This is a genomic window from Bdellovibrio sp. HCB-162 (genome assembly GCF_047344985.1).
Taxonomy (GTDB): Bacteria; Bdellovibrionota; Bdellovibrionia; order Bdellovibrionales; family Bdellovibrionaceae; genus Bdellovibrio.
In genome coordinates this window covers 3,234,625-3,259,300 of the sequence record NZ_CP178861.1, presented here as the reverse complement: position 1 = coordinate 3,259,300, position 24,676 = coordinate 3,234,625, and the positions used below count along the sequence as shown (strand labels likewise).

At 45.0% G+C, this 24,676-nt stretch carries 22 protein-coding genes; 13 read left to right on the top strand and 9 right to left on the bottom strand.

Annotated features, from left to right (window positions below):
* Positions 1 to 14: 14 nt before the first annotated feature.
* Positions 15 to 1,043 (bottom strand): hypothetical protein, encoded by a 1,029-nt coding sequence (locus ACLSSO_RS15635; protein ID WP_413943365.1) that lies wholly within the window; start codon positions 1,041 to 1,043, stop codon positions 15 to 17.
* A 107-nt stretch (positions 1,044 to 1,150) separates the two neighbouring features.
* Here ACLSSO_RS15635 and ACLSSO_RS15630 point away from each other — a divergent pair, with 107 nt between their 5' ends.
* The 12 genes from ACLSSO_RS15630 to ACLSSO_RS15575 all read left to right on the top strand — a co-directional run bounded on the left by ACLSSO_RS15630 (position 1,151) and on the right by ACLSSO_RS15575 (position 13,926).
* Positions 1,151 to 1,705 carry an SLBB domain-containing protein gene (locus ACLSSO_RS15630; RefSeq protein WP_413943364.1) on the top strand — a complete coding sequence of 185 codons (555 nt, stop codon included), beginning with the start codon at positions 1,151 to 1,153 and terminating at the stop codon, positions 1,703 to 1,705.
* Positions 1,705 to 2,985, top strand: a complete 1,281-nt coding sequence (locus ACLSSO_RS15625) for an O-antigen ligase family protein (protein WP_340592939.1) — start codon at positions 1,705 to 1,707, stop codon at positions 2,983 to 2,985. Before ACLSSO_RS15630 ends, ACLSSO_RS15625 begins: the two co-directional genes overlap by 1 nt.
* On the top strand, positions 2,982 to 4,250 hold the full coding sequence (locus tag ACLSSO_RS15620) for an MFS transporter (RefSeq protein WP_413943363.1): 1,269 nt from the start codon (positions 2,982 to 2,984) through the stop codon (positions 4,248 to 4,250). Before ACLSSO_RS15625 ends, ACLSSO_RS15620 begins: the two co-directional genes overlap by 4 nt.
* A gap of 112 nt (positions 4,251 to 4,362) precedes the next feature.
* Entirely contained in the window at positions 4,363 to 5,784 is a 1,422-nt protein-coding gene (locus tag ACLSSO_RS15615) for a hypothetical protein (RefSeq protein ID WP_413943362.1), read from the top strand.
* Positions 5,785 to 5,790: 6 nt separating this feature from the next.
* Positions 5,791 to 6,927, top strand: coding sequence for a polysaccharide deacetylase family protein (locus tag ACLSSO_RS15610; protein WP_413943361.1), 1,137 nt, complete (start codon positions 5,791 to 5,793; stop codon positions 6,925 to 6,927).
* 19 nt (positions 6,928 to 6,946) lie between these two features.
* Positions 6,947 to 7,324, top strand: coding sequence for a YkgJ family cysteine cluster protein (locus tag ACLSSO_RS15605; RefSeq protein ID WP_413943360.1), 378 nt, complete (start codon positions 6,947 to 6,949; stop codon positions 7,322 to 7,324).
* 132 nt (positions 7,325 to 7,456) lie between these two features.
* Positions 7,457 to 8,506, top strand: a complete 1,050-nt coding sequence (locus ACLSSO_RS15600; RefSeq protein ID WP_413943359.1) for a hypothetical protein — start codon at positions 7,457 to 7,459, stop codon at positions 8,504 to 8,506.
* 38 nt (positions 8,507 to 8,544) lie between these two features.
* Positions 8,545 to 9,279: a hypothetical protein gene (locus ACLSSO_RS15595; RefSeq protein WP_413943358.1), complete on the top strand. Its 735-nt coding sequence runs from the start codon at positions 8,545 to 8,547 to the stop codon at positions 9,277 to 9,279.
* 247 nt (positions 9,280 to 9,526) lie between these two features.
* Positions 9,527 to 10,210, top strand: a complete 684-nt coding sequence (locus ACLSSO_RS15590; RefSeq protein ID WP_295904809.1) for a DUF4956 domain-containing protein — start codon at positions 9,527 to 9,529, stop codon at positions 10,208 to 10,210.
* A gap of 1 nt (position 10,211) precedes the next feature.
* Positions 10,212 to 11,990, top strand: a complete 1,779-nt coding sequence (locus ACLSSO_RS15585) for an HlyD family secretion protein (RefSeq protein ID WP_413943357.1) — start codon at positions 10,212 to 10,214, stop codon at positions 11,988 to 11,990.
* On the top strand, positions 11,987 to 13,141 hold the full coding sequence (locus ACLSSO_RS15580; RefSeq protein WP_413943356.1) for a hypothetical protein: 1,155 nt from the start codon (positions 11,987 to 11,989) through the stop codon (positions 13,139 to 13,141). The genes ACLSSO_RS15585 and ACLSSO_RS15580 overlap by 4 nt, the downstream gene beginning before the upstream one ends.
* Positions 13,141 to 13,926, top strand: coding sequence for a polyphosphate polymerase domain-containing protein (locus ACLSSO_RS15575; protein ID WP_295904686.1), 786 nt, complete (start codon positions 13,141 to 13,143; stop codon positions 13,924 to 13,926). The genes ACLSSO_RS15580 and ACLSSO_RS15575 overlap by 1 nt, the downstream gene beginning before the upstream one ends.
* Here the strand turns inward: ACLSSO_RS15575 and ACLSSO_RS15570 are convergent.
* Positions 13,923 to 15,293, bottom strand: coding sequence for a hypothetical protein (locus ACLSSO_RS15570; RefSeq protein ID WP_413943355.1), 1,371 nt, complete (start codon positions 15,291 to 15,293; stop codon positions 13,923 to 13,925). The genes ACLSSO_RS15575 and ACLSSO_RS15570 overlap by 4 nt on opposite strands.
* 157 nt (positions 15,294 to 15,450) lie before the next feature.
* On the opposite strand from ACLSSO_RS15570, the gene ACLSSO_RS15565 reads away from it, so the two are divergent.
* Positions 15,451 to 16,254, top strand: coding sequence for a hypothetical protein (locus tag ACLSSO_RS15565; protein ID WP_295904680.1), 804 nt, complete (start codon positions 15,451 to 15,453; stop codon positions 16,252 to 16,254).
* Here ACLSSO_RS15565 and rfaE2 read toward each other — a convergent pair whose 3' ends face one another.
* The 7 genes from rfaE2 to ACLSSO_RS15530 form a co-directional block, all read right to left on the bottom strand.
* Positions 16,255 to 16,722, bottom strand: coding sequence for a D-glycero-beta-D-manno-heptose 1-phosphate adenylyltransferase (gene rfaE2 / locus ACLSSO_RS15560; protein WP_295904677.1), 468 nt, complete (start codon positions 16,720 to 16,722; stop codon positions 16,255 to 16,257).
* Between the two features lie 5 nt (positions 16,723 to 16,727).
* On the bottom strand, positions 16,728 to 17,501 hold the full coding sequence (locus ACLSSO_RS15555; protein ID WP_295904674.1) for an RDD family protein: 774 nt from the start codon (positions 17,499 to 17,501) through the stop codon (positions 16,728 to 16,730).
* Between the two features lie 11 nt (positions 17,502 to 17,512).
* The gene (locus ACLSSO_RS15550; RefSeq protein WP_413943354.1) at positions 17,513 to 18,274 is read right to left on the bottom strand and encodes an RsmE family RNA methyltransferase; all 762 of its coding nucleotides are present in this window, start codon (positions 18,272 to 18,274) and stop codon (positions 17,513 to 17,515) included.
* A complete protein-coding gene (locus tag ACLSSO_RS15545) occupies positions 18,271 to 19,167 on the bottom strand; it encodes a 50S ribosomal protein L11 methyltransferase (protein WP_295904669.1) in 897 nt (298 codons plus the stop codon). Before ACLSSO_RS15545 ends, ACLSSO_RS15550 begins: the two co-directional genes overlap by 4 nt.
* A complete protein-coding gene (locus ACLSSO_RS15540) occupies positions 19,160 to 19,882 on the bottom strand; it encodes a hypothetical protein (protein ID WP_413943353.1) in 723 nt (240 codons plus the stop codon). The genes ACLSSO_RS15545 and ACLSSO_RS15540 overlap by 8 nt, the downstream gene beginning before the upstream one ends.
* 103 nt (positions 19,883 to 19,985) lie before the next feature.
* Positions 19,986 to 20,279, bottom strand: coding sequence for a hypothetical protein (locus tag ACLSSO_RS15535; protein WP_295904664.1), 294 nt, complete (start codon positions 20,277 to 20,279; stop codon positions 19,986 to 19,988).
* Between the two features lie 21 nt (positions 20,280 to 20,300).
* A complete protein-coding gene (locus ACLSSO_RS15530; protein WP_413943352.1) occupies positions 20,301 to 24,650 on the bottom strand; it encodes a tail fiber domain-containing protein in 4,350 nt (1,449 codons plus the stop codon).
* Positions 24,651 to 24,676: the final 26 nt, after the last annotated feature.

Below are 24,676 nucleotides of genomic sequence, written 5' to 3'. Positions count from 1 at the left end.
TAAATCAATTATCTTTATTGCTTTTGAACCGCATTGACTTGAACTGTCTGTTGCTGCTGCTGCGGTTGACCTTGAACTTGTGCCGCCGCTACTTGCGCCATCTGCGCTACTGCCATTTGCGCGTGCTGCGCTTGTTGGTGGTAGTAGTTGAGCTTAGCTACGTATTCTTTAAGGGCCGCATTTTCTTGCTTCAAGACGCCCAATTGAGTCAAAGCCTGTTGCAGGTGACTGTAGTAGTCTTGAGCCTCTAGAGCTTTTTTGTCCAAAGCCAATTTCATCTCAATGATTTTGGTTTCAGCTACAGACATCAAGTTTTTCAAAACATCATTTTGTTGTTGAGCCGAGGATTCCACTTCACTGAAAGAGGCAGAGATCTTCTCAATCTCTTCATTCAAAGAAGTGATCGTGTTGTCACGCTCTTCGATTGTTGCTTTCAACTCATCCACAGTTTGTTCCAACTCGTGCTTTTCTGTTTTCAGAGTTTGGATTTGCGACTCGAATTGATCGCGTTGTTCTTCCCACAGCTCTTGTTCTTTGGCGAAAGCGCTTTTTGCTTTCATCAGTTCCATCGCTGTTTCGTCTTTGAGAGCCTGATTGAGTTCCAGATCTCTTTGCAAAACTTTATTCTTTTCAAAAAGAGCTTGGCTGTATTTTTTCTCTTCACTTTGCATTTGCAAAGCGCGCGCCTTCAATCCTTGAATCTCCAGTTGCAATTGCAAGCTGAGTTCCAAAGACTTCGCAAGATCTGCACTGAGTTTTGTGTTGTTGCCTCTCTCTGCAGAAAGTTGATCAACGAGTTGCTTGAGTTGTGCGTCCAACGTTTCAGGGCCGTAAGACACGTTCTCAAGGGTCTTGATCTTCTCACGCAATTCCTCTTGCGAACCTTTCAGTTCGGAATGGAATTTTTTCATCTGAACTTGCATTTGCTCATACTTTGGTTGAGGAGGCATTGCTTCTTCACCCTGATTCTGAGTGCTTAACTCGTTCAGTTTATTGCAGATTTCATCAAAAAGTTTTTCGTGCTCTGGAACAGAAGTCGTCATAGACTCCATTGTGAGGTATAGACTGAAGTCAAGTCATCGAAATTCATTGACCAGTTGCCGCTCTCGATTTAGGTCCAGGGAGTTGGTTGTAGTTTTGAGGAGGATACATGCTCTTGCGTAGAACCGTTCGCTTTATTATGGCTGTTATTATCTGGGTTACTTGTGCTCAAACAGTTCATGCACAAGAAGTGGGTTTGTTGAGCGACATCAAACCACCCCAACAGTCCTCAGAATATATTTTCCGCTCTTCACCTAAAGAATCTTTGATCACTGTTCAGCTTTTAGGAGCCGTGAATAAACCGGGGATCTATTACATTCCGGCAAACACGGATCTTTTAAAACTTTTAACATTGGCGGGCGGCACAACCAACGGTGGAGATTTATCTGAAGTTTTGGTTCGGAAGATGGAGCCTAAAACTTGGGCAGAAATTAAATCCAAAGCAATCAACGAATATCAAGGTGCTTACGAAGTCGATGCCGAAAAATTTATTAAGTACGGTGGCGCCCGCAATTTGAAACTGCAACAAGACGATTTCGTGTACGTTCCACCAAGAACACCTTGGATCAGCTCTGAAGCTTCTCGTAATATCACAATCGTGTCTATCGTATTGGGAATCGTGCTGACGGCTGTCCTTATCGATAAAAACACGGAAAAGAAATAATGATCACAGCCCGCGATGGTCGCATTTTATTTTTAATAAAAGCCCTCGTGGCCTTGCTGTTTATTTCTAAAATTTCTTTGGGCAGCTTGCTGCCTGTGCCGCAAAGTTTTTCCTATTTTATTTTTCAACAAGGTCTGCATCCATTTGTGAACGTATTTTTATGCGGACTTTTTGGTGTGCCTTTAGTGCTTCTGTGGTTGCGCGTTCGAGATCGCAATCATCTCAGTGGATTTTATAAGCTTTTTCTTTTTTTTCTGATACTCACCTTAACCGTACAGACGCTTTTGCAAGCGCACTATGTGAACCAGGAGGAATCAGCCATATTGCAGATCGGTGCTTTAGCCGTTGCGGTTTTTATGATCGCCGTTTACGGCGTCATTATTCCGAGTCTTTGGGATGCGGAAGATTTCTTAAAGTACGTGCAGCGATGGTCGGGAGTTTTGGTTTTGATCTCTTTGGCTTTGTGGGTTGTTGCCGGAGGCAGCGTTTATAAAGGCGGACGCTTTGTCGGCGTCTTTAAGCATATTCCTCACATGGTGACCTGTGCGACCGTGGCCTACGTTTTTTCGTTGGGCACTTTTCTTCAGGAAGAAAAATTGCAACATAAGATTTGGAGTGCGCTGATTTTGTGCGCAAGCTTTTTTGCCATCATTCTTACCGGCACTCGCTCATCGGCAGCGGCAGCTTTAATGGCTTTTGTTGTGACGATGATCTTGCACAAGACGGCGACGAATCAAGGTCGCATTTTTAAATTCGCGTTTTTAGCATTCGTTATCACCTTTACTTTATTTTTTGGTATGCAGACTTATGAATTCGCTCACGGCATTGCTACGGGACAAAGTTCCCTGGGGGGACGTGAAGCGCAAGATGGGGTGGCATCTCGCTGGGAAGAAGTGGAGCGCGGCAGTCAGATTTTCTTGGAAGAGCCTTGGTTGGGACACGGTTTGTTGTCGAAATTTGCGGCGGGCAATGATGTCGATGTCTCTAACTACAATGCGATGAAAGATCCCCACAATATTTTTGTTTCTGCGGGTGTGATTGGTGGTTGGCCCCTTTTGGTTTTAAGTGCGGTGGCTTTGATTCTCATGTCCGTGGGAGCCGTTAAAGCGTTAACGTCTTTCGATATTTCTAAACGACAAATTGCCATTTACCTTTTGGCGCATATTCCTATTCTTGTTATTTATCACGTTCACTTGTCCATCGGAGGCATGGCAGACCGTTTATATTGGATGGTCTTCGGTTTTGTGGCAGCCTCTGTATCACGGACAGGGAAATCATGAAGGGTGCCGGATACGGATTTGCTGAGCTTGGCATAAACTGTGTTGAAATCTTCATACGACTGCATCTCTTAGTTTTTTATACAGAACATGTCGGACTCAATTCCACTTTAGCGGGACTGGCTTTAGGATTAGCGATCTTTTGGGATGCGATCATCGATCCTATCGTAGGTCATTATTCTGATCGACTGCGCACACGTCGAGGCGAACGCTATTCCCTTTTGCCATGGGGATTTTTATTTTTATCTTTTTCAATCTTGGGTCTTCTGAATCCTCCCTTTTTGAAAAGTTCGTGGAGTCAGTTTTCTTATCTTTTGTTTTTTTCATTGCTGGTAAACACGGCCTACACAACCTTAAGCGTTCCTTATTCAGCTCTTGTTGGTGACCTTTCCAGTGAAGAGCATGAGCGCTCGCGTCTGATTGGATGGCGTCTGGCTTACGGTAATATCGGTGCCATTTGCGGTATTGCCATTCCCAGTTATTTTTTAATCATAAAAGAGTACAAGCCTTACGGGCTTACCGCGTGGGCCATTGTTGGGTTGTTAGCCGTAGGCACTTTTATTTCTTGGCTCACGGCTCGCAAGTACAATCGACCTCCGAATCAGAATACTCAGCAGGGTATTTTTTCTTTATCGATGCCGTTTAGAAACAAACAATTCATGCCTCTTTTAGCCGCCTATTTTATTGCGAACATGGGACTGACTTTTAATTCATCCTTGGCGCTGTATTTCTATCGCCTGCGTTTGAAATTTGATGAAAAGCAAATCAGTCTTGTGCTTCTGACTTTTCTGATGATCTTTACGTTGTCGATTCCGCTGTGGGTTTATCTTGTTCGATTTGTTTCTAAAAAAAAGGCCTTGATGGCGGGCGTTTTTATTCTGGGTTTGACGGTGACTTTTATTTATCCTTTTCTGCCTCCAAAGGATCTTGTGTGGACCTTGCTTTTTGCTTCCGGCGTAGGCGGAGCTCTGGTGGGTTCTGCCGTTTTGTTAGAGTCCTTGCTGACCGATATCGTGAAGGACGAAGAGGCGCGCACGGGGAAGGATGAACTCGGCCTTTATTTCGGCGTTTGGAAGATGATTGGGAAGATTTCTCGGGGTTTGGCCTTGGCTGTAACCGGACAAATTTTGGCATGGGCCCGCGTCGATGATCCGGAAAGTTCCTATTTCCGTTTAAGTCTCGCATTTGGGCCTCTGGTAGGCTGCCTTTTCATTGGGGCGGTCCTCATCCTCTGGAAGTTGTCAAATGCAGGCTCACCCCTGAAGTAATTTCAAAGCCTTAATCCTCATTACAGATTAAACACAAGCCAAGGCTGAAAATCAGTGGCACAACCAGTGCTTGAAGGGACATGTCACATAGTCTCTTTGAAGGTGGGGAAATATGAGTGATCAACATATTGAACCGGAATTAACCGTGGGTGAAATTATTAAGCTTTATTTATCCCACTGGCGTATGTTCGCGTTGTTTACAGCCGCTTTGTTCGCTATCAGCGTTCTAGTTTACGTCGTTAAGATTCCGTTTGTCGCTTCTTCGACAATTGTTATTAACGACTCCCAAAACTCGGCCATGCAGGCCTTTTCTAATCAATTTTTTGGTTTATCAAAAACTGTGCAGGAATCCAAAAAAGGCAGCAGTCTTCTTTCAAAGCACATTGAGTATTTGAAAACTCGTGAGTTTTACGACGCCCTTTTGGCGCGCATCCAACAACGTGGCAACAGCCCGTTGATCACGATGGAAGAGCGTAAAGGTTATGAGATTTTGAAAAACAACTATCTCAAAAATGTTAAAACTGCGGACGATAAAACGGAGCTTTTGCAGCGCCTTGATAAGTGGACCAAAATACAATTGGACTCAGACTTTGAAATCAAAGTCGTTGCAGTGACGCCGATCAAAGCGATGTCATTATTCCTGTCAAATACGGCTTCTGAATTGGCCGCCGAGATTTTGAAAAAACGCGAGCTGGATGAAATCGGTCGTGTTGAAAACTTCATGGCCAAACAAAAAGAAGAGGCCGATCAGAAGTTGGTATTGTTGGGTAAGCAGCTCGCAGACATGCAAAATAAAGATGAGAACCTTCTTCCGTTGGCGTCAAAAGACAAGATGGGCGACTACGTTTCTGATCTTTTGGTTCGCGCCAACGAAATCAAATTGAAAATGGCTGAAAACAAAAAAATGATTCAATACTTGGAACGCGGCCGCTCCGGTCAAAGAGAAAGCGCTCTTTATGGCGTTGGTGGTAAGATTGAATCTTTGAAGATTGAAAACAGTTTGCTCTCAGAAAAGTTGTCGCAAGTTCAGTCTTCGATCGCTCGTCTGAAGAAAGAAGTGAAGACTTTGCCGTTTGCCGCGCAAATGGTGGAAGATCTTAAAAAGAAATCAGAGTTGGAGTTCAATCGCTACAAGGAACTCAGCACTTCACTGGCGAAATTGGAAGCACAAAAAATCTCCATCGACACTCGTTTTGAAGTGATGGAGCAAGCCCGCTGGGAAACGACGTTGCCACAAATCGGACTCTTAAGCTTAGGACTTCTCTCTTTGCTTGTTAGCCAGTTCATAGGATCTTTGGTGATTTATTTTAGATACTTGTGGAACCCTCACGTGGTGACGGCGCAAGCGTCGCGCAACTTGGTTATCTTCGACAATCACTCTGTGGATCCACGTGTGATTATCGAAAATTCCAAAATTAAGTTTAGTTTGAAAAAGCCGGAGGCTGGTAATAAGGAAAACGAACAAGGGGACGAGCAACAGAAAGTGGCTTGGAATGTTCTTAATGTTGGGCAGGGGACAGACATATCACAGTAGGTGCTTATGAAGAAAGTAATCCTTAGTGCATTTACAGTTTTGGCGGCAGGTTCTCTTATTGGTTGTGGAAGCCAAGTAGGTAAGAGCGTGCAACAAGCTGTGACTGACAATCAAAACGCGCAGTCGCTGATGGAATGGGAACAATCCAAGGCCAACCCGGAAGTTTTGTTTGCTCAATGGCGCCAAGATTTCATGCAGGATGCTTCTCAACGGGAACAGTTGAAAGAAGATCTTTGCAAAGAGCTTAATACTTTAGATGGTCAGTCACTGACGCTTTTTGAAAATGAGTTGAACGACGTTAACAATAGAGCGTTGGTAAGTTCATGCAAAGAGCAGTTGTTGGAAAAGCTTGAGCAATACCATGAATCTGAAAGATCCCGTTTGTCAGTGGCCGTGAATGCATTGAATGCACAGCCATCACAAAATAGATTCCAATTCCCGACAAATGTGCAAAAACGCGATACATCGGCTGGTTACTTTGCAGTGACAGGTGATGTGGTCCGTAAGGAAGTGATCATCAGTTTTGACGATGGTCCCAGCAATCTTTATACAGAATCTATCTTGCGTTCTTTGAAAGAAGTGAATGCGAAAGTGATCTTCTTCCACATGGGTAAAAACGTTCGTTTGAATCCAGAGATCGTGAAGAAGGTGGCAGCGGATGGACATGCCGTAGGCTCTCACTCGGTCACTCACGCTTGTTTGGGAACAAGTTCGGCTTGTCGTAAAACCAATGGTCACGTTTTCTCTTTTGATGAAGCGGTTGCGGAAATTAAAGGTGGACATCAGGCCGTTTACGATGTGCTTGGGTGGGTTGATCCTTTCTTCCGTTTCCCTTATGGAGAGTCATCTCCTGAACTGAAGAATTTCTTAAGAACAAACTCAACAGGTGAGTTCTACTGGTCTATCGACAGTGAAGACTGGAAGGCTCAGCCTAATGAGACAATGCTTCGCAATACGCTTGCACAATTGGATGCTCGTGGTCGTGGATTGATTCTTTTCCATGATATTCAAAGAAAAACGGCAGAAGTGATGCCGCAATTCCTTCGCGAGATTTACAACCGTGGGTACAGTATTGTATTACTTCAGTCGTCAGATCCGTCTGCACGATACAACAGTAAACTTGTTAGAAAAAGACAGCCTTAGTTTTTAGTTAGTAGTTAAGATGAAAAAACCCGACATCGACCGCCCCTCAACATGGAAACCCTATCGCACAGATATGTGCAAAGGCTGCTGGGGCGGCTGTTGTACGATGCCGGTGGAAATCAAGATTTCAGATCTTATTCGTTTAGGGCTTTGCAGCGAAGATGAGGCGCAAGGTTCTATCAAAAAACTCGCAAAACGTTTGATAAAAGAAGGCTATATCGTGTCCTACCGTCAGGGCACCGAGTTCTTCATGCTCTCGCAAAAAGCCAACCGCGATTGTTATTTCTTAGACTCCAAAACACGTCTGTGCACCGTCTATGAAAAACGCCCCGATACCTGCCGTCAGTTCCCCTCTATTGGTCCTCGTCCTGGTTTCTGCCCGGGCGCCTCAAGTTGAGACTGTTGGATTTCTAGACAGTGCCAGACGCAAGTTTGTCCCTGTCTCAGAGTGAGCTGTGCCAACTCGTCTATATACGCTCTAAGGTGGCATAAGCACTGCTCTTACTAATGGTAAGAACAGGAGGCTACTATGAGCTTCACAGATAAAAAACTCGAAATGTCGATTCTAGGTCTGACACTGGTGATGGTGGCAGGACTCAGCTACGTTTTGAAATCCCCTGTTCAATCAGTGCTTAACGAAGTCCAAGATGTGATTTATGAAATGCCTCGCCCTAAGAACTCTTTCCTGGCGGCTTTGTTTGACCTTGGTGATCGTGAAGTCTCCCGTAAATACGTGAATCCTTTTGCTAAGAAAAAAGAAGAAGAGAAAAAGACAGCAGAAGCCAAAAAACCAGTGGCTCCTGTGGCTCCGAAAGCCGTGGCGCAAAAGAAAACTGCAGAGAAAAAAGCGGAAGATCCTAAGAAATCGGTCGACGTTCAAATCGTGGGCGCTGACACAAAAGTGACTTGGGGTGAAGATGGCTTTATGAACGGCGGTGGCTCAAATTCACGTGTCGAAAACGTTGTGAATGACAGCAGTCCTGATAAAAACCCGCAGCAACAAGCTAAAAATAATTTGAGCGGTGATCAATGGACGGCTCTTTTAAGAGCACAGCCTACAAAAGAAAATGTAGCGAAATTGATCCAGGCTTTTGAAAACAAAGAAATCGACGATCAAACTTACTATGCGATTGTGACAGATCTTTATCGCTCGAATAAATCAGAGACTCAAGCTTTGGGTTTAGTGGCGGCAAAAGCGGCTTACAACGTAAAGAGTTTTTCAATCACGGCTCAATACTACGAGCAATTGGCTCCTGAAGTTCAAACTCAAGCTCACGCTTATCTGATGAGTTATGCAGTGACTGCACGTCTTCCAATTCTGGCAAGCGCTCTAGGCAGCGCCAATGCAGATGTTGTTGAAACAGCGGCACAGGTCGTTTTGGAAGGTTATAGAAAAGCGAAAGAAGGTACGCCGACAGATCCACGTAATTCTCGTGGCGATGTGACAACAAGTTCGGTGGCGAGTTACTCTAAGTTCATTCCGATCTTTCAACAGCTTGCACAAAGCTCTGACCCTGCAATCAAAAGCTTGGCAGATACAGCTTTGAGTCAAATTCAAACGACGGTGGCAGCTCTTTAAAGCTGGACAGCCCTTTAATTTATGACAAGAATAAGGCGATGAAATTTCTTCGCCTTATTGTTTTTTTAGCTTTTTCTATTTCTGTGTTTTCTGCTCAGGCGAACACGGCTTTGCCAAAAAATCTCAATAAAGAAGATCGTATTCGCGCCTTGCAAATTTTAGGTTTGGGGTCCGCATCAAAGATTTTGGACAACCCTTATCCGCTGGGTGGATATTCCGGCGTGGAAATAGGTGTTTCTTCCGAATTTATTCCCGTCGAGGATTTAGCAAGCCTGGGCAGTAAAACGACGGATAAAGGCGAGTACAATTACTACACGCTTACTTTGGGAAAAGGTCTTTACTATAATATCGACACCCACGTGTACTTTACTCCATTTGGACAAAACGAAGATATTCAGAGTTACGGCGCGCAGGTGCGCTGGGGTTTTTACGAAGCTCACTTTTTTCCTTTAACACTGACGGCGATGATTTATGGCGGCGGTGCCAATTTTTCTAACTTAATCAATGTCTCTACTTTGGGTGGCGATGTGATTGCCACTGTGGCTATGGACAATGTCGCGATTTATGTCGGCGCCGGTCAGGTGCGTGCGATCGGCCGCTTTATCGGTGGCGCTGATGGAATTACAGACAATCAAACAACTGTGGAAGAAGATATTCTTGAAGGCCACAGTGTCTTTGGGATCAATGTTGATATTGCTAAAATGTTTATTGCTTTGCAGATTGATCGTTACAACGATTCAATATACAGCGGCAAACTAGGCTTCCGTTTTTAAAAGGGTGCCTTGACAGTTTTCTCTGCGTTGCTGCGTCGGCGGCGTACAGGCGTACGCCTTTCTCCTTGCGCCTTGATAAAACTGCCAAATCACCCTCTTAAAAGACTTCGTGTTTATTGTCTCCAGTTTAAAATTTTGCATTTCTTCTTTGAAATTGGATGTTGATATACATCCGTGTTTGAAAGTCGTTGTTCTTGAAAAATCGTCGGTCAGAATGGATAAAGCCTTTTTTTACTTGGGGGCTTCGATGTTGGATTTTTCTGTTCTGAATTCTTCTTTTGCGAACCCGACATGGATCTCTATCATCTACGCGTTTCTTCTGAGTTTTGTTTTGGGGACTGTGTTGGCTTTGATTTATGTGAAGACCTTTCGCGGGCTTTCCTATTCTCTTAATTTTTTGCATGGTCTTGTGTTGCTTCCCATTGTGATTGCTATTGCCATGCAGGCGATCGGTGACAATGTGGCTCGTGGTATTGGGATGATTGGCGCGCTTTCTCTTTTGCGTTTTCGTACGAATATCAAAGACCCCCGTGATATGTTCTTTATTTTTGCTTCCTTGGCTGTAGGCTTGGCGTCGGGCGTTCATGCCTATGGCATAGCTATCCTTGGAACCGCGTGCTTTGTCGTCGCGCTGATCGTCCTACAAGGGTCCTCGTTTGCTTCGGGTCCTCAGTTTGATGGACTGCTGCGTTTCAATCTTTCTCGCTCTGCTGATGAACAACGTCTGGTCGAGAATGTTCTTGAAGGACAGTGTCGTCATTTTGCTTTGGCGACCATTCGCGAGGTGGGACAAGGGGAGCGGCTGGATTTTTCTTACCAAATTCGTTTGAAGCCTCAAGCCACGTCAGCACAGCTTATTGAAGAGTTGGGGAAAGTCCAGTCGGTGCGTGGTTTGAATTTTATGAACCAAGAATCTGTGATTGAGGTTTAAAATGAAAACCCTCAAAGCATTTTTCAAATCTTTTTTTTCTGATGTTGTTGGACACGACAATCGTTTTCTCTTTGGCTGTTGGTGTTGTGCCGTGGTCTCCATTCTGTGTTTTGGTCTGGTGTTAGGAACGGATTCGGTGAGTATCTTAGGCGTCGCTGAGTCACGGGAATATCATGTCAATTTCGATAGTTCCGTAGAGATCAAGCACGTGCATGTTTTACCAAATCAAATTGTTAAAAAAGGTGATTTGCTGATTGAACTCAGTCAGGCGGATCTTGATTTGCAATTGCGCACGCTGCGAGCCCGCTTTGACCGTCTTTCAGCGGAAATCAAATTGCGTAAACAAATTTCCTTGCTTGCCCGAGATATTCCACATTTGCCCGATTCGGCAGATCCCTTGCAAGTCGAACTGAATGATACGAAACGTGAAATCGACTTGATCGAAAGTAAACTTCGTAACCTTTTTGTTTTTTCGGAAGTCGATGGCGCCGTTGGTAGCGTAAATTTTAAGGATGGTGAAAAAGCTCCCGCTTTTGCGCCGCTAATCACCTTGGTGCCAATCAATCCTACTTATGTGAGCGGATATGTGAATGAAAATCTGCGTTCGTCTGTAAAGGTGGGACAAACGATGGTGGTGTCTTCTGTTGCGGGAGCGAAAGTGCAAGGGCAAGTCATCAGTGTGGGTTCGCGCATCGTACCTATTCCGCAAAGACTTCTGCGCATTCAATCTCTGCCCGCGTGGGGGCGTGAGGTCGTTTTGAAAATTCCTGAAAGCAATGAATTTCTTTTAGGTGAAAAAGTCACGGTTCGCCATTCTTGGGGAATCACGTTGTTTAGCACCGCCCAAGCTGATGAAAGTGAAACGCAGTGGGAGCCGACCCATCCTACCATTGAAAACATTCACTTTCCGGCGCAAATTACAGATCAATTTCGACCCGAAGTATCCGGTTTAGTTTATCTCCCTGAAGTACGACAGTTTGCTGTGATCTCGGATGATTATCCAAACTCTCGTCCTTTGATTCTATTGATGAATCAGCATGGTGAAGTGGCAGAGCAGATGTTGCCGATAGAAGGCTTAGACAAAATGGAGGATATCGAATCGATATCAGTTCAGGACTCTTACCTTTATCTTTTAAGTTCATTATCTGCGACAAAGAAAAGTCATTTAAAAAAAGAACGCCAGCTTTTTGTTAAAATTAAAAGAGATGGATTGAAGTTTCAACTCGAAAAGGACATGGATTTACGAACGGCTCTTTTGGATGCGATAAAAAATTCTTCTGACCGTGTGCTTCGTGATATCTATTCACAGGCACAGGGAGGCAGGGAAGATGACCTGGAGGTCGAAGGGCACTTTGTTAAAGGGGATGATTTATATCTCGCTCTGAAGCGTCCGATACTTTTCAAAAATCAAGGAATCATTTTACGCATAAAAGCTTTGGAAAGAGCTTTAACTAAAGGACGAATTTCTCCTGATGATGTGACTGTCGCGTATCAGTTTCAATATCAGCTTCCTAATGTCGATTCAGAAATATATTTGACTGATATTATATCTGAAGGGGATTTGGTCTATGTGGCCTCCTCTTGTCGAGACGAACAGTGTAGCGCCTTGTGGAAGCTGAGTCCCGGAGCAAAAACAGCGGAACTTGTGCAAGAGTTTAACGTGCGAAAGCTAGAAGGCATTGCGGTTTCTCCGAATCCTCGGCAGATTTATGGAGTTTTTGATGCCAAGCATGCCAAGTTTATCGCGATTCCTTTCCTGACGGCAAAGAGGCGAGAATGAAACTGTTCGGGCTCTTGGTGTTTTTAAGCTCTTCGGTGGCCGTCGCCGTCACAGCGGAGCAAGTCCTTAAAACAGCCTGGACGGACAAAACCTATTTGTCTTATGACGAAATTCAGGCCACGGACTCTAGAAATCCACTGCGAAATGTAGAGGGCTTTGTTGGCCGTGAACAAAACGGCACTGAAGCGACTGAAATTGGAGTTAAGTTTCAGCTGAAATCTTGGCCTGAGTGGACCAGGGGCCGAGATAAAACTGACGAACAAAAACTTCTTAAGAACACATCACTAGGGTGGGCTTTACAAACGCGTTACAATGCTCTTTTATTGTTTGAACTCACTCAGCAGAAATTAAAATGCGTTGAGGACGCTGTGTCTCTTTCTGAAAGATACGTCAAAGCGCAAAGTCTTTCTTTGCGTGCGGGCCGTGGGACGTCAAAAGCTTTTCTATCTGCAAAATCCGATCTTTATCGTTTTCAAAGGATCCAAAGTACGCTGACTCAAGAACGTGATCTCTTACTAAAAAGAATTCTGAACTGGGTCCCCGATGCCAAAGAGAAAAAAGTGGAAAGCTTGGATCTTATTCAAGTCGAAGACATCTCGATGGCTTTGCAGGAGCATTTTCACGACGGAGATTCTTTGAGCAAGAAAATCATTCATGAAGAAATCGAGCAGATGGGACAGGAACTGGCTATCGTTAAGGGCCGGGAACAGCAATGGATTAAAGCACTGGAACTCAGCCAAAAGAAAAAAAAGGATGCCGACACCCAGTACGAGGTGGAACTGGTTATTCAAATTCCGATTTTGGGTTCAGATGTTTTGGCCAAACAAAAGCAAAATGAACTGATTCTCAAGAGGGCTTTGAAGCAAAAAGAACTCGAAGAAAGTGGAGATCAGCTGCAAAATTTGCGAACTCAGATTTTAAACCTTATTGAGATCTATCGAAGTGCCAAGAAAATGGAACGAATCACCGTGGGAACGCTGGATTCTTTAACAAATATGGATCGCAAAATAGCCCAGCGACAGGAGCAATTAGATCTGCTGAATCAACAACAAGAAATCACAATGCTTTACCTTAATTATCTTTTGGAAAGTGAAATCCTGATCAAGAATCCGGACAAAAACTACATCGATAAAAAACAAAAGGAAATCTGATGGGACAGCAGGTGTCGCCGCTAAATCTGGAGCGCTATGAACTGAAGTATTTGATCTCGCCTGAGTTGATTGATCCAATTTCACGTTTTGTCGAATCTTACTGCAGTATGGATTATTACTCTGTGATTCAAAGTGATCACTTTTATACCATCAACAGTCTATATCTAGATTCACCGAGCTTATATCTTTTGCGATACAAAGAGTCCGCCGGCGCTTTCAGCTTCAATGTGCGCATTCGTTCTTACGGGGAAGGAACGGAGCCTCCGTATTTTTTTGAAGTGAAATATAAGCTTCGCGAGTTCGTAAGAAAAAAGCGAGCGAAGGTTCTTTTAAAGGATTGGAGAAATATTCTGGAAAATGAATGTTTACCCAGCGGCATGGACCCATATTCGCTCACTAACTTAGAGGATTTTTTGCATTTGAAAATGACTTACAATTTAGGTCCTGTGATTTTAACTCAATACCGTCGCAAGGCTTATCTTTCGGAAGTTGATGACTATGCCCGTGTGACGTTTGATCGGGACTTGCGCTATCAAGAAATGACGGATTGGTGTGTCAGCCCTCATGAAAGGTCTCTTTGTCACTATGACCACCCGGATTCATTTGAGGAGCCCGGCAAAAACGTCGTGCTTGAGTTGAAGTGTGAAAAGAAAATTCCACTTTGGATGGTGGAACTGATCCGCCGTTTCGAACTGGTTGGCGGATCTTTTTCTAAGTTCGGAAACTCCATGGCGACCTATTTGGGAACCCCTGAGATTTTATCCTCAGGGGTTTTATACCGTTAAAGTGTGCACGTCGTTTTTGGGCGACGGCTGTTTGTTCCCGCGACGTAGTTTTCCAAATCTACATCGAACTGAAGCTGACTGGACTGGCATTTGCTCACCAGGATTCGTTTCGCCTCCTGAGTGTTTTTAAAAAGCGATGAATAATCAGCGGCAGAGAATAAAAGCTCTTTCATGAAGTAGTCTTTACCTGCAGGCGTATTGAGTGTTTGTTCAAACGCGAGCAAGCGTCGATATGTTTGATAGCTCATATGTCGAACTTTATCCAAAGCTCCGATTTTTTTCATCATATTGGTTTTTGAGACACCACAGTCATTGTCCTTAAGAACCATTTCTTTAAGAAGAGCAGCTTTACGGCCGGCCATTTCTCGAAGCTCCTCATCTGGAACTTTGATTTGTCCGTTAGAGACTTTCGCATTTGATTTCGAACGTTCTATAGTCGTAGTTTGCGGATTGATGTAATACCAATAAAACTTATAATGAATGTTTCCGATGCGATCTTGTTGATTTAGCATCGTGTCCAACAAAACCATGTCAGAAACATCCTTCATTTGCGTCACGATTTGCGCCACTTTGGTGAACTCTGAAGAGCCCACTAGTTGAGGGACTGATTGGGAGCTGGCCACTCTTTGGAACGGAGCTTGACGAAGAAATCTTTGGTAGCGCGTATCGTAGTCGCCCACGCCGCTAACATCGCCGTACTGTTCTTCGTCTTTCACGTTATCACTCAAAGCTCCAAATATCTGAGTTTGAGAGTTGTCAAAAAGAAGTGGATACATGCGTGGAAACTTATGGACTTCGGCGAAGTGTTGCCATGATATGCGAATCGAGTCATTCACGTTGCGCAAATAATCGTTGGCCTTTTGCGTGAGCTTGGCGTGAGTTTGAATGTCCATCGTGCGCAAAACGGTTGTCGGAACACGACCTATATTTCCCAAGGCCCGGGAGACATGATAGTAGGCGACAATTGATGATGTGTTTGAACAAGTGATGGTCTGTTTAAATTTAGCCTCTGTTTTTACATCCAGCTTTTTAAGGTTGCAGTCGGAAGCATCAATGGCTTCTTTCGTGTATTTTGCGTTCGGCTCTAACAAAAGAATAGCGGGGTTGGTTGACGTATATTTTGGACAAATACCCATGTTCAAATAAAAATCGTAATTACAGAGCGTTTTCTCTTTTTCTAAGTCACCTGTTTTGTAGCTGGCCCCGGGCCATTTTTTCGCAATAACACAAAGTTCAGGAACTCCGCGAGGAGAGCGATATTCGTGTCGCGATTCCCCTTGTAAATCACTGAGATTCAGTGCGAAGGCGGAGGAAGAGGTTAATAATGTAAGAATGAAAGAGATGGATTTTTGTTTATTTGTTTTCATAGACAAATGTTTTCTCGCGAAAGAGCAAGAGGTTCATCTTACAAAAAGGATAAATGTCGAGTGAATTGTCAAATTGCAGAACGACAGAACCTCGCATTCACATTTTAATGGTCTTGCTAGCTTGTGTTGAGCTCTAGAAGTCATTCAATATGAGGAAATGAAACAATCTTCTTTCAAAAAATTAATTCTTACGTCTTTGGTCGCCTGTCAAATTTTAGGATGCGCAAAAGCAAGTATCACAAAACTTTTTGAAGAGTCTTTTTCTTCCGAATCACCTCAGTCCGGCGGCACCCTGGAGCCTGCGATTGATGGCTTTCGTTTAGACGAAGAGGTGAAGAAATTCAAACTCCGTTATGGTTTCGCGAATCTCCAGGAAAAACTCACGGACAATCGCGGAGATGGAGATGAAGCTCTTTATGGCACTCGCAATTTTCGTGTTGTTTTGCACGGAGTGATGTATCGAGGTGGTGCAAACAACACCAACTTGGAAACTCCAAGATCGAATACAAATCCGTTGCCTACCGTGGGATTGACGAACTTGTGTCGTGAGGATTTTGGGGCAGCCATTTATCTTTATTCCGAAAATTTTGAGAAGGCTCCGAAAAGTGTATCGTGTAAAAACACGGCCCATCAAAATCAGACGCTCATTTATAAGCAGTATGCGGCAGCAGAAGAAAACGAAAAAATTTTGGGAATGGTTTACGACCGTATCAAAGGAAAGTTGAGCGGGCCGGTGTATGCCCATTGTTGGAATGGCTGGCACTCTTCCGGCTTGATTGCCGGTATGGCGCTGAAACAATTCTGCGGATGGAGTAATGCCAGGGTCGATGATTATTGGGTAAAAAACACGGACGGGAACTCTGCAGGCTTCACAACCATTCGCCAACGACTGAAAGATTTTAAACCGTTGGTGAAATACTCTATTACTTCGGCAGAGCGCGCTTTGATTTGCCCGGAATAATTACTTCTGGGCTTTTTCGATGATTTTTGTTGTGGATCTGCCGTCGACGAACTGCAAAGACATCACTTTGCCTCCGTAAGACTGTACGAAAGGAGCGCCGACGATTTGATCAATCTTCCAGTCGCCACCTTTAACCAAGATATCAGGACGAACTTTTTCAATCAGATTTGCTGGAGTGTCTTCAGTGAAAATCACAGTGAAATCCACGGCCCACAATCCCGCTAAAATTTCCGCACGATCCGCTTCCACTTGCACAGGACGAGTAGGGCCTTTTAAACGCTTCACGCTGGCGTCGGCATTGACGCCAACTACTAAAGCGTCACCTAACGCTCGGGCTTCTTGCAAATAGCGAACATGACCTACGTGAAGCAGGTCGAAAACACCGTTTGTGAAAACAATTTTTTTACCTTGAGAACGAAGAGGAGCCAAAGCCGCTTCAATGTTATCAAAATTGCGAACTTGGCCCATGAACTCTATGCCTTTTTGAAGAGCTGAGCGCCTGTGATGGAGCCCGCAAGGTCTTTATTGAACAAAGTCGAAAGAATCGGGAACACGATGAATCCTGTGATAATCACTAGGAATGAACGAGCCACAACCTTTAAAGAGTAAGAAGCTCTGTTCAATTCTTCCGGTTTTCCGATTCTTTGATCAAAAGCCCACTCTCCAGGAGTGAAGCCCATGTAGATGCGATTCAAAGTAAGGTAGATGAAGGACACACCGGCAAACAAAGACACTGTCGCAAGATAGATCATACCTTGAGAGTCTGGGTTTGTGAGGTTTCCGATCAAGTCTACTTTCGTCACAACCAAAAGAATGATCATGCAAAGAAGACTTGCAGCAACAACCAACATGCCATCAAGCAATGCGGCTGAAAAACTCCATGTTGTCTTTTTGAATTCTTCTTTTGTCGTTGTTTGAGAAACCTTTTGTTTGGAGTTTTCAAAGTCCAAACGACGGTTTTTCTGAAGCGTCTTAAGAATTTCATCAACAGCTGCAGAACCGTCCCCGCCCACTTCAGTGAGTGAACCCGGAGCTGGTGGAATTGGTGCGGATTTTTTGCGTGGAAGAGGCGGACGAAGCGGATCTGTCGAAGTTTCTTCGATCAATTCCAAACCTTGATCCTTCATAAGATTTTTGGAGAAAGTGTCCGCTTTCTTTTCTTCCTTGGCCGGAGTCGCCGATTTCTTTTTGTGGAAACCTAGACCGTCCGTGAGCGGCTTAAATTCAAATTCCTCAAAGGGATCCATTCCCTCTCCTTTCAACACATCAGATCAAAGTCATACTTTAGGACTGATACCAGGGCCATGCAAGCCGTTTCAACTCGCAAAACCTGGGGTCCCAAGGTCACTGGATGAAGGCCTAGTTTTTGGAATTCTTCGACTTCTTTGTGAGAGAAGCCTCCCTCGCTGCCCACAATGATCCAGAGGTCTTTGATCCCTTGAGGGTGCTCTGATTTAACTTTGGTGACATAATCCTTGATGCTAAGAGTCGACGGACCCTCATAAGCAAATAGACCCACCGAACCGGGTTTTTGGTTAATTAAATCCGATATTTTCTCAAAAGAAATAGGTGCTTGAATTTTCATCAAGTCGCCGCGGCCAGATTGTTGAGTGGCGGAGCGGACAATTTTATCCCAGCGTTCGACCTTGTTCTCAGAAATCTTTTCGCCCTTACGAACGAAGCTGAATTCTGAAAAGAAAGGCTGAATGCTTTTAACTCCCAACTCCACGGCTTTTTCCATGATGGCATCCATCACCGGAAAGCGAGAGATGGAAAGAACCAAATGCACGTGCGGTTCTTTCAAAGGTGGAATCATTCGCTCTTCAAGAATACGTGCGATGGCTGACTTCTTTGTCACTTGAGTGACTTCGACAAAGAACGCTTTGCTGTCTTCTGTCAGTACTTCGAATTTAGAACCCACTTCTTGGCGGCAGACATCGAAGATGTGATGAAAGACGTCTCCCGTGAAATTCACTTGGTCTTGGAAGAGGTCTTTTTTCTCAATCCAATAGCGTCTCATGACTGAACCCAGTAACCGACCCATTCGTCTTTTTCAAGACGACGAATCACGGTAAGGCCGGAGTTCTCCATGAATTTTTCAAAGAAGTGATTGTCGCGCTCTTCTAGAATACCCGTGAGAAGCATGTGGCCTCCCGGTTTAAGAACGCGCAAAAGATCTTTTTTAATATTAATCAAAACTCCATCGATGATGTTTGCAACAACAACATCGTATTGTTCGCGAATGTCTTCGATTTGGGTTTCGGGAATATCGATTTGGGGAAGCTTGTTAAGCTTTACATTTTCACGTGCCACACGGCGAGCTTCAGGATCGATTTCGATTCCTGTGACCAAACCCATGCCGCTCATTTGTGCAAGCATCGCTAAGATCGCAGTCCCTGTACCCACATCGAGCATCGCCCAGTCGGCGACTTGGTTTTTGTATTTCTCTGCAAGTTTGTGAATGAAGAACGCCATCATTTGCGTTGTTGCGTGAGTGCCGGTTCCGAAAGCCATACCCGGATCAATGTAGATCGCATGTTTGCATTCAGGCGGAGGTTGTAACCACGATGGAACGACCCAGAAATCGCCGACAAGTTTGAAAGGTTTAAAACCTTTTTTCCACTCTTCCAGCCAGTCTTTGTTTTCTTCTTCGTAGATGTGCCACTTGATCGCTTGGTTGTATTCCAAAAGACCATCGAAGAATTCGCAGCCGGGTCTTTCTGGGAAGAACACGTCCATTTCATGGGCACGCACATGCAAAAGCTGAGGATCGTAAGTCAGATCCGGCTGTGTAAAAGCCAAAGCCTCTGTAACTCCAGAGGCTCCGCATTCAAAGCAGTGTGTAGTGATGATGTCTTCAAGTTCCCCAGGAACCTGGCTTAAACGAATACGAAAATAAGAATTGTCACTCATGAAGAGTGTTGTTACCAGAAACCTGCGTTTTTTCAAGTGAATCTGCAGTTGCGGTGGGGGCTGGACCCGCGGACGCGGAGGATGCCGCAACAGCAGCAGCGGGGGAGGCTGGACTGGTTGTTTTTAACGCAGAATCGACTTTGAGTTTTGCAGTTTCTACAGGGTTCCCCGCAGATGCTGTGGAAGTCGGAGCCGCAGTAGCCGTGGCTGGATTCGTTCCAGGCGTCGGAGATATAACCGTCGTGCTAACAACAACAGCCGTCGCTGTCCCAGCAGGAGCTGTTTCCTCTGCCACTTTTCTCTTCGGTTTTGGTTTCGAATTATCGATAAACGAACCCTTCACCTCAATGCGATCTCCGGTCATAATTCCGGTTTGCTCTAGCATTGGAAGTTCATCGCGTGAAAGCAAAGCATACTCACGGGCAACGGCGACTTTGTCGTAAACCGCGATAATTTTTAGCTGCCCCACGGGTACAAAAATTTCTCCAACGGCACTGGCACCACTGGCATCACGAATATTGATTTTGCGGACGGCTGTAACAACGAGATTCTTTTTTAAACCCGCACTGGCATCGGCATTGATGTAGAAATCTTTGTAGACCGCGTCGTCTTCAGAAAGAGTGATGTTGCGACGAACATCGACGACGGTAGGATCGGCCGCTCGTGCTGAGTAGCTAAAGCCTAATGCAAGAATAAAGACAAACATCTTCATCATAAGAAAACCCTTCCATGGTTTTATCCAAAACCTTTATCGGCTGTCTTATTTTGAAACTTGAGTAGGGAAGAGGACCTAGGATCTAGGTCCAGCAAAAGAAGGCTTAATTGGAAACGATAGCACCTTGAACGGAGCTATAAACCTTGTAGGTGTTATCAGACGTTGTTTGCTCAATACCTGACATGTAGTTACCCACCGTGCTTTGCACGTGATAAGTCACTCCACCGCCAGTGGCAGTGCCCGTTTGCGTAGAACCGGAAACAAGGCCCGTCGTTTTTGCTGGATCTTGAAATTTAATCGGAGCCGGAAGATTTTTTGCAAGTTGTTCTAAAGAAGCATCCATAGAACATCCCGTAGCGAATGCGAGAAGTGAAGAAAGAAGAATAAGCTTTTTCACGTACAACCTCCGACTTAATACTTATCGGCTGAAAGCCGAATTTCTTTGAGTATTCTCATTCTGAGACGAAGACGGCGTTCTGTTGTTGTTTTGAGATTTTATATACTTCAGAAGCTCTTCGTTTTGTTTGCGCAGTTCTTCATTCTGACTTTGTAAAGCCGTCATTTGTTTTTCTAAATTATTTAAGCGTTCATCGTGATTATGAAACCAGGCTTTGACAGTCGCCTCGAAAGACGAAGCTTTTTGGGCGAGCTGTTTCACAGAGTTGATGATGATGTACGTAAAGGCGGAAGGATCTACTTTGTAGATATCCTTTTTTTCTTTGTCGTCAGTCTCTATCAGTGCTTTTTCCGTTTTCACCATGTAAGGCGCAATCGGTGCCAACTCTTGAGCGATCACACCGACATAATCTTTGCCGTCTTTCACAGTTCCACCTTTACCGTTATAGCGGAACCACACGGGATGAACTTTTAATAAATCATCAAGGCCCGGATTGAAATCACGGATGTCTGATTTTAAACGACGGTCTGAGGTTGCGGCCCATGAACCGCCACCGGGTTTGTAAGCAGTTCCATCGGCGGCGAAGTACACTCTGGCGGATTGAGTGCCGCCGGATTTGGTATTCATGTAGATAATGCCGCCTTCGATTTCATTTGTGAGAGAGAGATCGTTTGTCGCAGCGGCTCCGTATCCTAACCATCCCGAGCGAACTGTGGGTGTTGAGGTGCGCGCAAAAAGTTGTAGATAGACGTGATCGTTTGAACCAGGTTTTAAGCTGAGAAGACCTGCTCCCGCGGTGCCTTCGCCCAGCACCATTCCTCCAGAAGAGCCGATAGATAATAGTGCCACTCCCGAACCGAGATTTCCATTGTAAAGTCTTAAAGCGCGTCCGCTCGAATTTTCATTCACCCAGTGGAAATTATTCGTCGCTGTCGCATCACTTCCCATTTGGAAAGAAGAATAAGCTGTCGCTCCGGAACCAGAACTTCCGATGTGAAGGTTCGCTAGTGGAGAGTTTGTTGCCACGCCCAGTTTGCCGGCAAAATAGTTATTGGCCGTGGCATCTTGTTGATACAAACCGTACTTTGTCGTTGCGGCGATGTTGTCGATGTAAACACCGTAACCTGTCGTGATGGTGCCGCCTCCGGAGTTTGTCACAATGAAAGTTCCTGCTTTAGCAGAGCCAATCGTTCCCGTTGAAGAGTTAACAACAGAGTTTTGTGTGCCCGTCGCGGCGGTAATAGTTCCTGCAGCTTTATTATAGACGTCACTTGCAGAACCTACGGCGTTGCTGATTGTTCCGCTTTGGCTGGTACCTGTTTCCACGCGATCGACAGCACCGTAAAGAGCACCTGTAAAATTGAATGTTGTATTGGGAATAATTGTGGACCAAGAACCATGAAGGTTTGAAGCCACGTCGGCTGTTGGAGCAGGAACCATGTGAAAGCGAGCAGTGATAGTAGGTGGACTGGCTGATGTGCTATAGACATAAAGAGGACTTGTCGGCGAAGAATTACCAATACCCACATTCCCGTCTGATTTGATCGTCATCCACTTGTTCGTGCCCATCATGTCGGTGAAATGCAAGTCAGCCGAAGTGCCCGAGCTGAAATTCGTTCCCGATTCGATATAGTTCACTCCGGTTTGAGAAAGTATGCGTAAAGCAGCCGGTGTTCCCGCAGTGATATCTTGAAGGCGAATGTCTGTCGCACCTGTATCTGAAATATGAAGTTTACCTGACGGGTTGGCTTGATTAATGCCGACGTTGCCGACGTTCGAGATACGCATACGCTCGGTTCGAGTGCTGCCCGTCGCAAAAATCAAATTGTTATTTCCTACGGAGAACCCAATGCCATTTGCAGGAATTCCGTTGACGGCGGATCCAGAAAAATTAACTCCCATCCAGAGGCCGCCAAACGAAGAGTTTAAAAGTTCTAAGGTTGTGAGAGAGGAGGCACGAATACCGACACTCGTATTTGTATCGGTGTTTGTGCCAACTTCCAGTCTGTAAGACGGACTCATTGGACCAATGCCGACGTTACCGCCAGTATAATAAATTTTTCCCGCACCTCCGTCAGTCCAGAAGGTTGCTGAAGAAGGGAGTCGTGCGGCAGCAATAGTTCCTGTTGTAATTGTGCTGGCATCCAGTCCTGCGATATTGGCACAAGTAAAGGTGTCAGACAGGGAAGACCAGGTAAGAGTTTGCGAAGCCGTACAGGCCGAGTTCGCAAATTGTTGGGCACCCGTTGAAGATAACAAATTATTTACACCAAAATTCACAGGGGCATACTGAGTTCCACTCCAACGCATCACTTGACCTGTTGTCGGAGTCGTAGAAGCGACAGCATTGCCGTTGATTTTCGCAACTGTCGGATTTGGATAGGTTCCTGAAAGGTCTCCACCCGCGTCTCCACTTGCTGTTGGAGTGATCCATTGAAGACCCGAAGCTTGTGCTGAGTTTGCTGACAACACTTGTCCGTTTGTTCCCACTGGCAATCGAATATCATTCGTGCCATCGTGAACAATTAAGTCACCTTTTGTTGTGCTTGGAGAAAGACCGTTGAAAGCTGCAGTGGCAGTTGTCTGTCCTGTACCACCATTTGCAATTGGCAGAGTGCCAGTGACTTCAGTTGCTAAATTTACAGCGGCACCATTGCTTGCAGCCGTTAAACGACCTTGGGCATCGACTGTGATATTAGCTCTTGTGTAAGAACCCGCAGTTACAGCCGTATTTGCTAATGAAATAGTTCCTGTCGAAGTAATTGGTCCACCACTTAACCCGGTGCCAGTTGCAATATTAGTAACAGTACCACCGGCATTTGTGTCGGTGTCATTCGCACATTCCCAACGAGAATTTGCAGCGATCCACTTAATCACCTGGCCATCAGCACAAGCGACGTTATTAGGTTTATAAGTGAGATATTTAGAAGCGGCACTGTTAATATCACCATAATCCAAAGTCACAACACCAGTTTTAGTTGCAACAGAAGTGACAGGAAAAGCAATCGCCGCATTTGAAGCCGCAGTTAAACGCCCTTGAGCATCAACAGTGAAAGTTCCAACTTGAGTTGTGGAACCATAGGAGCCAGGAGTCACTGCAGTATTTGCTAAGGAGATAGTACCGGTTGTTGTGATAGGACCACCACTCAACCCAGTACCAGTCGCAATATTAGTAACAGTGCCACCCGCATTTGAATCGTTAGCAGGAGCCCACTTCGTTCCATCATATTTTAAAACTTGGCCAGAGGTTAATCCCGTTGTATCAACATCAACACCTTTAATCTTATTAACTGAAACAGCACCAATCGTTCCACTCACGTCACCAGCAACGGAAACGTTGACAGACTGACATTGAAACGAACCAGAAACAGAATTCCAATAAGGAGTCTGATGAGCCGCACAGTTTGCGCTTCCCACCGCCGTGTTAAATGCCGCTGTTGTCTGGTAAGTTGCCAGCGTGGCACTCAGATTTGTAACGTCACTGATTGCAATGGCAGAACTTCCCCATTGCGTGCCATTGAATTTTAAAAAATGTCCGTTTGTGGGAGCTGTATTTGAAATAGTTACGCCTTGAAGTTTGGCGACGGAAGGATTCGGATAGGTGCCTGATAAATCTCCACCTGCAGTTCCTGTAGGAACACGTGCGTCGCTGAAACGTGAATCGTTACCCGCGGCGACCGTTCCTGCAGTCGTTCCAATGTTCAAAGTTACAAGGGGAGTGGAAGTGTTGTTCGTGATTGTTACATAAGAGTTCGCTGACGTTACTGAGGTCACGGTTCCGCCGCTGGCTCCTGTCACCGGCGCACAGATCATCGCCGTGCCATTCCACGAAAGGAATTCATTGGCGGAGCACGTTGGAACCCCTGTTTTTAAAACGAAGTCCGCTTCTGTTCTTGTGCCCAGACGTTCTGCGGATTGAGCGTAAGCTGAAAAAGGAACTGTACGAATTTCATTCGACGGAGAAATAACTTTCCAGCCGCTGCCATCGTGGAATTGAACTTTCAAAAGGCGGATGTCGCCGGATTGCGCTGGGTAAGTAGCTCCGCCGACACAGTCGTGAGTCTTTGAATTGTTAAAGGCATCTAACAACGAATAAAAGGGATCTGTTGGAAAAAGTTTTGTGCCTGAACCAATGGGAACGTCGAAGACACCCTTGGAGTTCACCATGTTAATGCCATCTTTTTGCTCGCGATAGATCACGCAAGTCCCATTGGGATTTGTGACTTCAAAAATAAAACTGACGTTGTTGAATTCGAGAGCTTGGCCATCGGCTTTAAGAATTCGGCCCTGATAAGTGAATAATGACGGCGACGCCATCGCCCACGACGAAACAAACAGTAGAATTGAGATGAAGTACGTACAAGATCTCATGCATTTCTTATCGGAATTTTGACAGA

What these genes read in the sequence shown, in the direction of transcription:
- ACLSSO_RS15625 (WP_340592939.1), top strand. Translation starts at nt 1,705, where the DNA reads ATGATCACAGCCCGCGATGGTCGCATTTTATTTTTAATAAAAGCCCTC.
- ACLSSO_RS15540 (WP_413943353.1), bottom strand. Translation starts at nt 19,882, where the DNA reads ATGATGAAGATGTTTGTCTTTATTCTTGCATTAGGCTTTAGCTACTCA.
- ACLSSO_RS15610 (WP_413943361.1), top strand. Translation starts at nt 5,791, where the DNA reads ATGAAGAAAGTAATCCTTAGTGCATTTACAGTTTTGGCGGCAGGTTCT.
- ACLSSO_RS15575 (WP_295904686.1), top strand. Translation starts at nt 13,141, where the DNA reads ATGGGACAGCAGGTGTCGCCGCTAAATCTGGAGCGCTATGAACTGAAG.
- ACLSSO_RS15555 (WP_295904674.1), bottom strand. Translation starts at nt 17,501, where the DNA reads ATGGATCCCTTTGAGGAATTTGAATTTAAGCCGCTCACGGACGGTCTA.
- ACLSSO_RS15635 (WP_413943365.1), bottom strand. Translation starts at nt 1,043, where the DNA reads ATGACGACTTCTGTTCCAGAGCACGAAAAACTTTTTGATGAAATCTGC.
- rfaE2 (WP_295904677.1), bottom strand. Translation starts at nt 16,722, where the DNA reads ATGGGCCAAGTTCGCAATTTTGATAACATTGAAGCGGCTTTGGCTCCT.
- ACLSSO_RS15565 (WP_295904680.1), top strand. Translation starts at nt 15,451, where the DNA reads ATGAAACAATCTTCTTTCAAAAAATTAATTCTTACGTCTTTGGTCGCC.
- ACLSSO_RS15530 (WP_413943352.1), bottom strand. Translation starts at nt 24,650, where the DNA reads ATGAGATCTTGTACGTACTTCATCTCAATTCTACTGTTTGTTTCGTCG.
- ACLSSO_RS15605 (WP_413943360.1), top strand. Translation starts at nt 6,947, where the DNA reads ATGAAAAAACCCGACATCGACCGCCCCTCAACATGGAAACCCTATCGC.
- ACLSSO_RS15590 (WP_295904809.1), top strand. Translation starts at nt 9,527, where the DNA reads ATGTTGGATTTTTCTGTTCTGAATTCTTCTTTTGCGAACCCGACATGG.
- ACLSSO_RS15545 (WP_295904669.1), bottom strand. Translation starts at nt 19,167, where the DNA reads ATGAGTGACAATTCTTATTTTCGTATTCGTTTAAGCCAGGTTCCTGGG.
- ACLSSO_RS15585 (WP_413943357.1), top strand. Translation starts at nt 10,212, where the DNA reads ATGAAAACCCTCAAAGCATTTTTCAAATCTTTTTTTTCTGATGTTGTT.
- ACLSSO_RS15580 (WP_413943356.1), top strand. Translation starts at nt 11,987, where the DNA reads ATGAAACTGTTCGGGCTCTTGGTGTTTTTAAGCTCTTCGGTGGCCGTC.
- ACLSSO_RS15550 (WP_413943354.1), bottom strand. Translation starts at nt 18,274, where the DNA reads ATGAGACGCTATTGGATTGAGAAAAAAGACCTCTTCCAAGACCAAGTG.
- ACLSSO_RS15595 (WP_413943358.1), top strand. Translation starts at nt 8,545, where the DNA reads ATGAAATTTCTTCGCCTTATTGTTTTTTTAGCTTTTTCTATTTCTGTG.
- ACLSSO_RS15615 (WP_413943362.1), top strand. Translation starts at nt 4,363, where the DNA reads ATGAGTGATCAACATATTGAACCGGAATTAACCGTGGGTGAAATTATT.
- ACLSSO_RS15570 (WP_413943355.1), bottom strand. Translation starts at nt 15,293, where the DNA reads ATGAAAACAAATAAACAAAAATCCATCTCTTTCATTCTTACATTATTA.
- ACLSSO_RS15600 (WP_413943359.1), top strand. Translation starts at nt 7,457, where the DNA reads ATGAGCTTCACAGATAAAAAACTCGAAATGTCGATTCTAGGTCTGACA.
- ACLSSO_RS15620 (WP_413943363.1), top strand. Translation starts at nt 2,982, where the DNA reads ATGAAGGGTGCCGGATACGGATTTGCTGAGCTTGGCATAAACTGTGTT.
- ACLSSO_RS15630 (WP_413943364.1), top strand. Translation starts at nt 1,151, where the DNA reads ATGCTCTTGCGTAGAACCGTTCGCTTTATTATGGCTGTTATTATCTGG.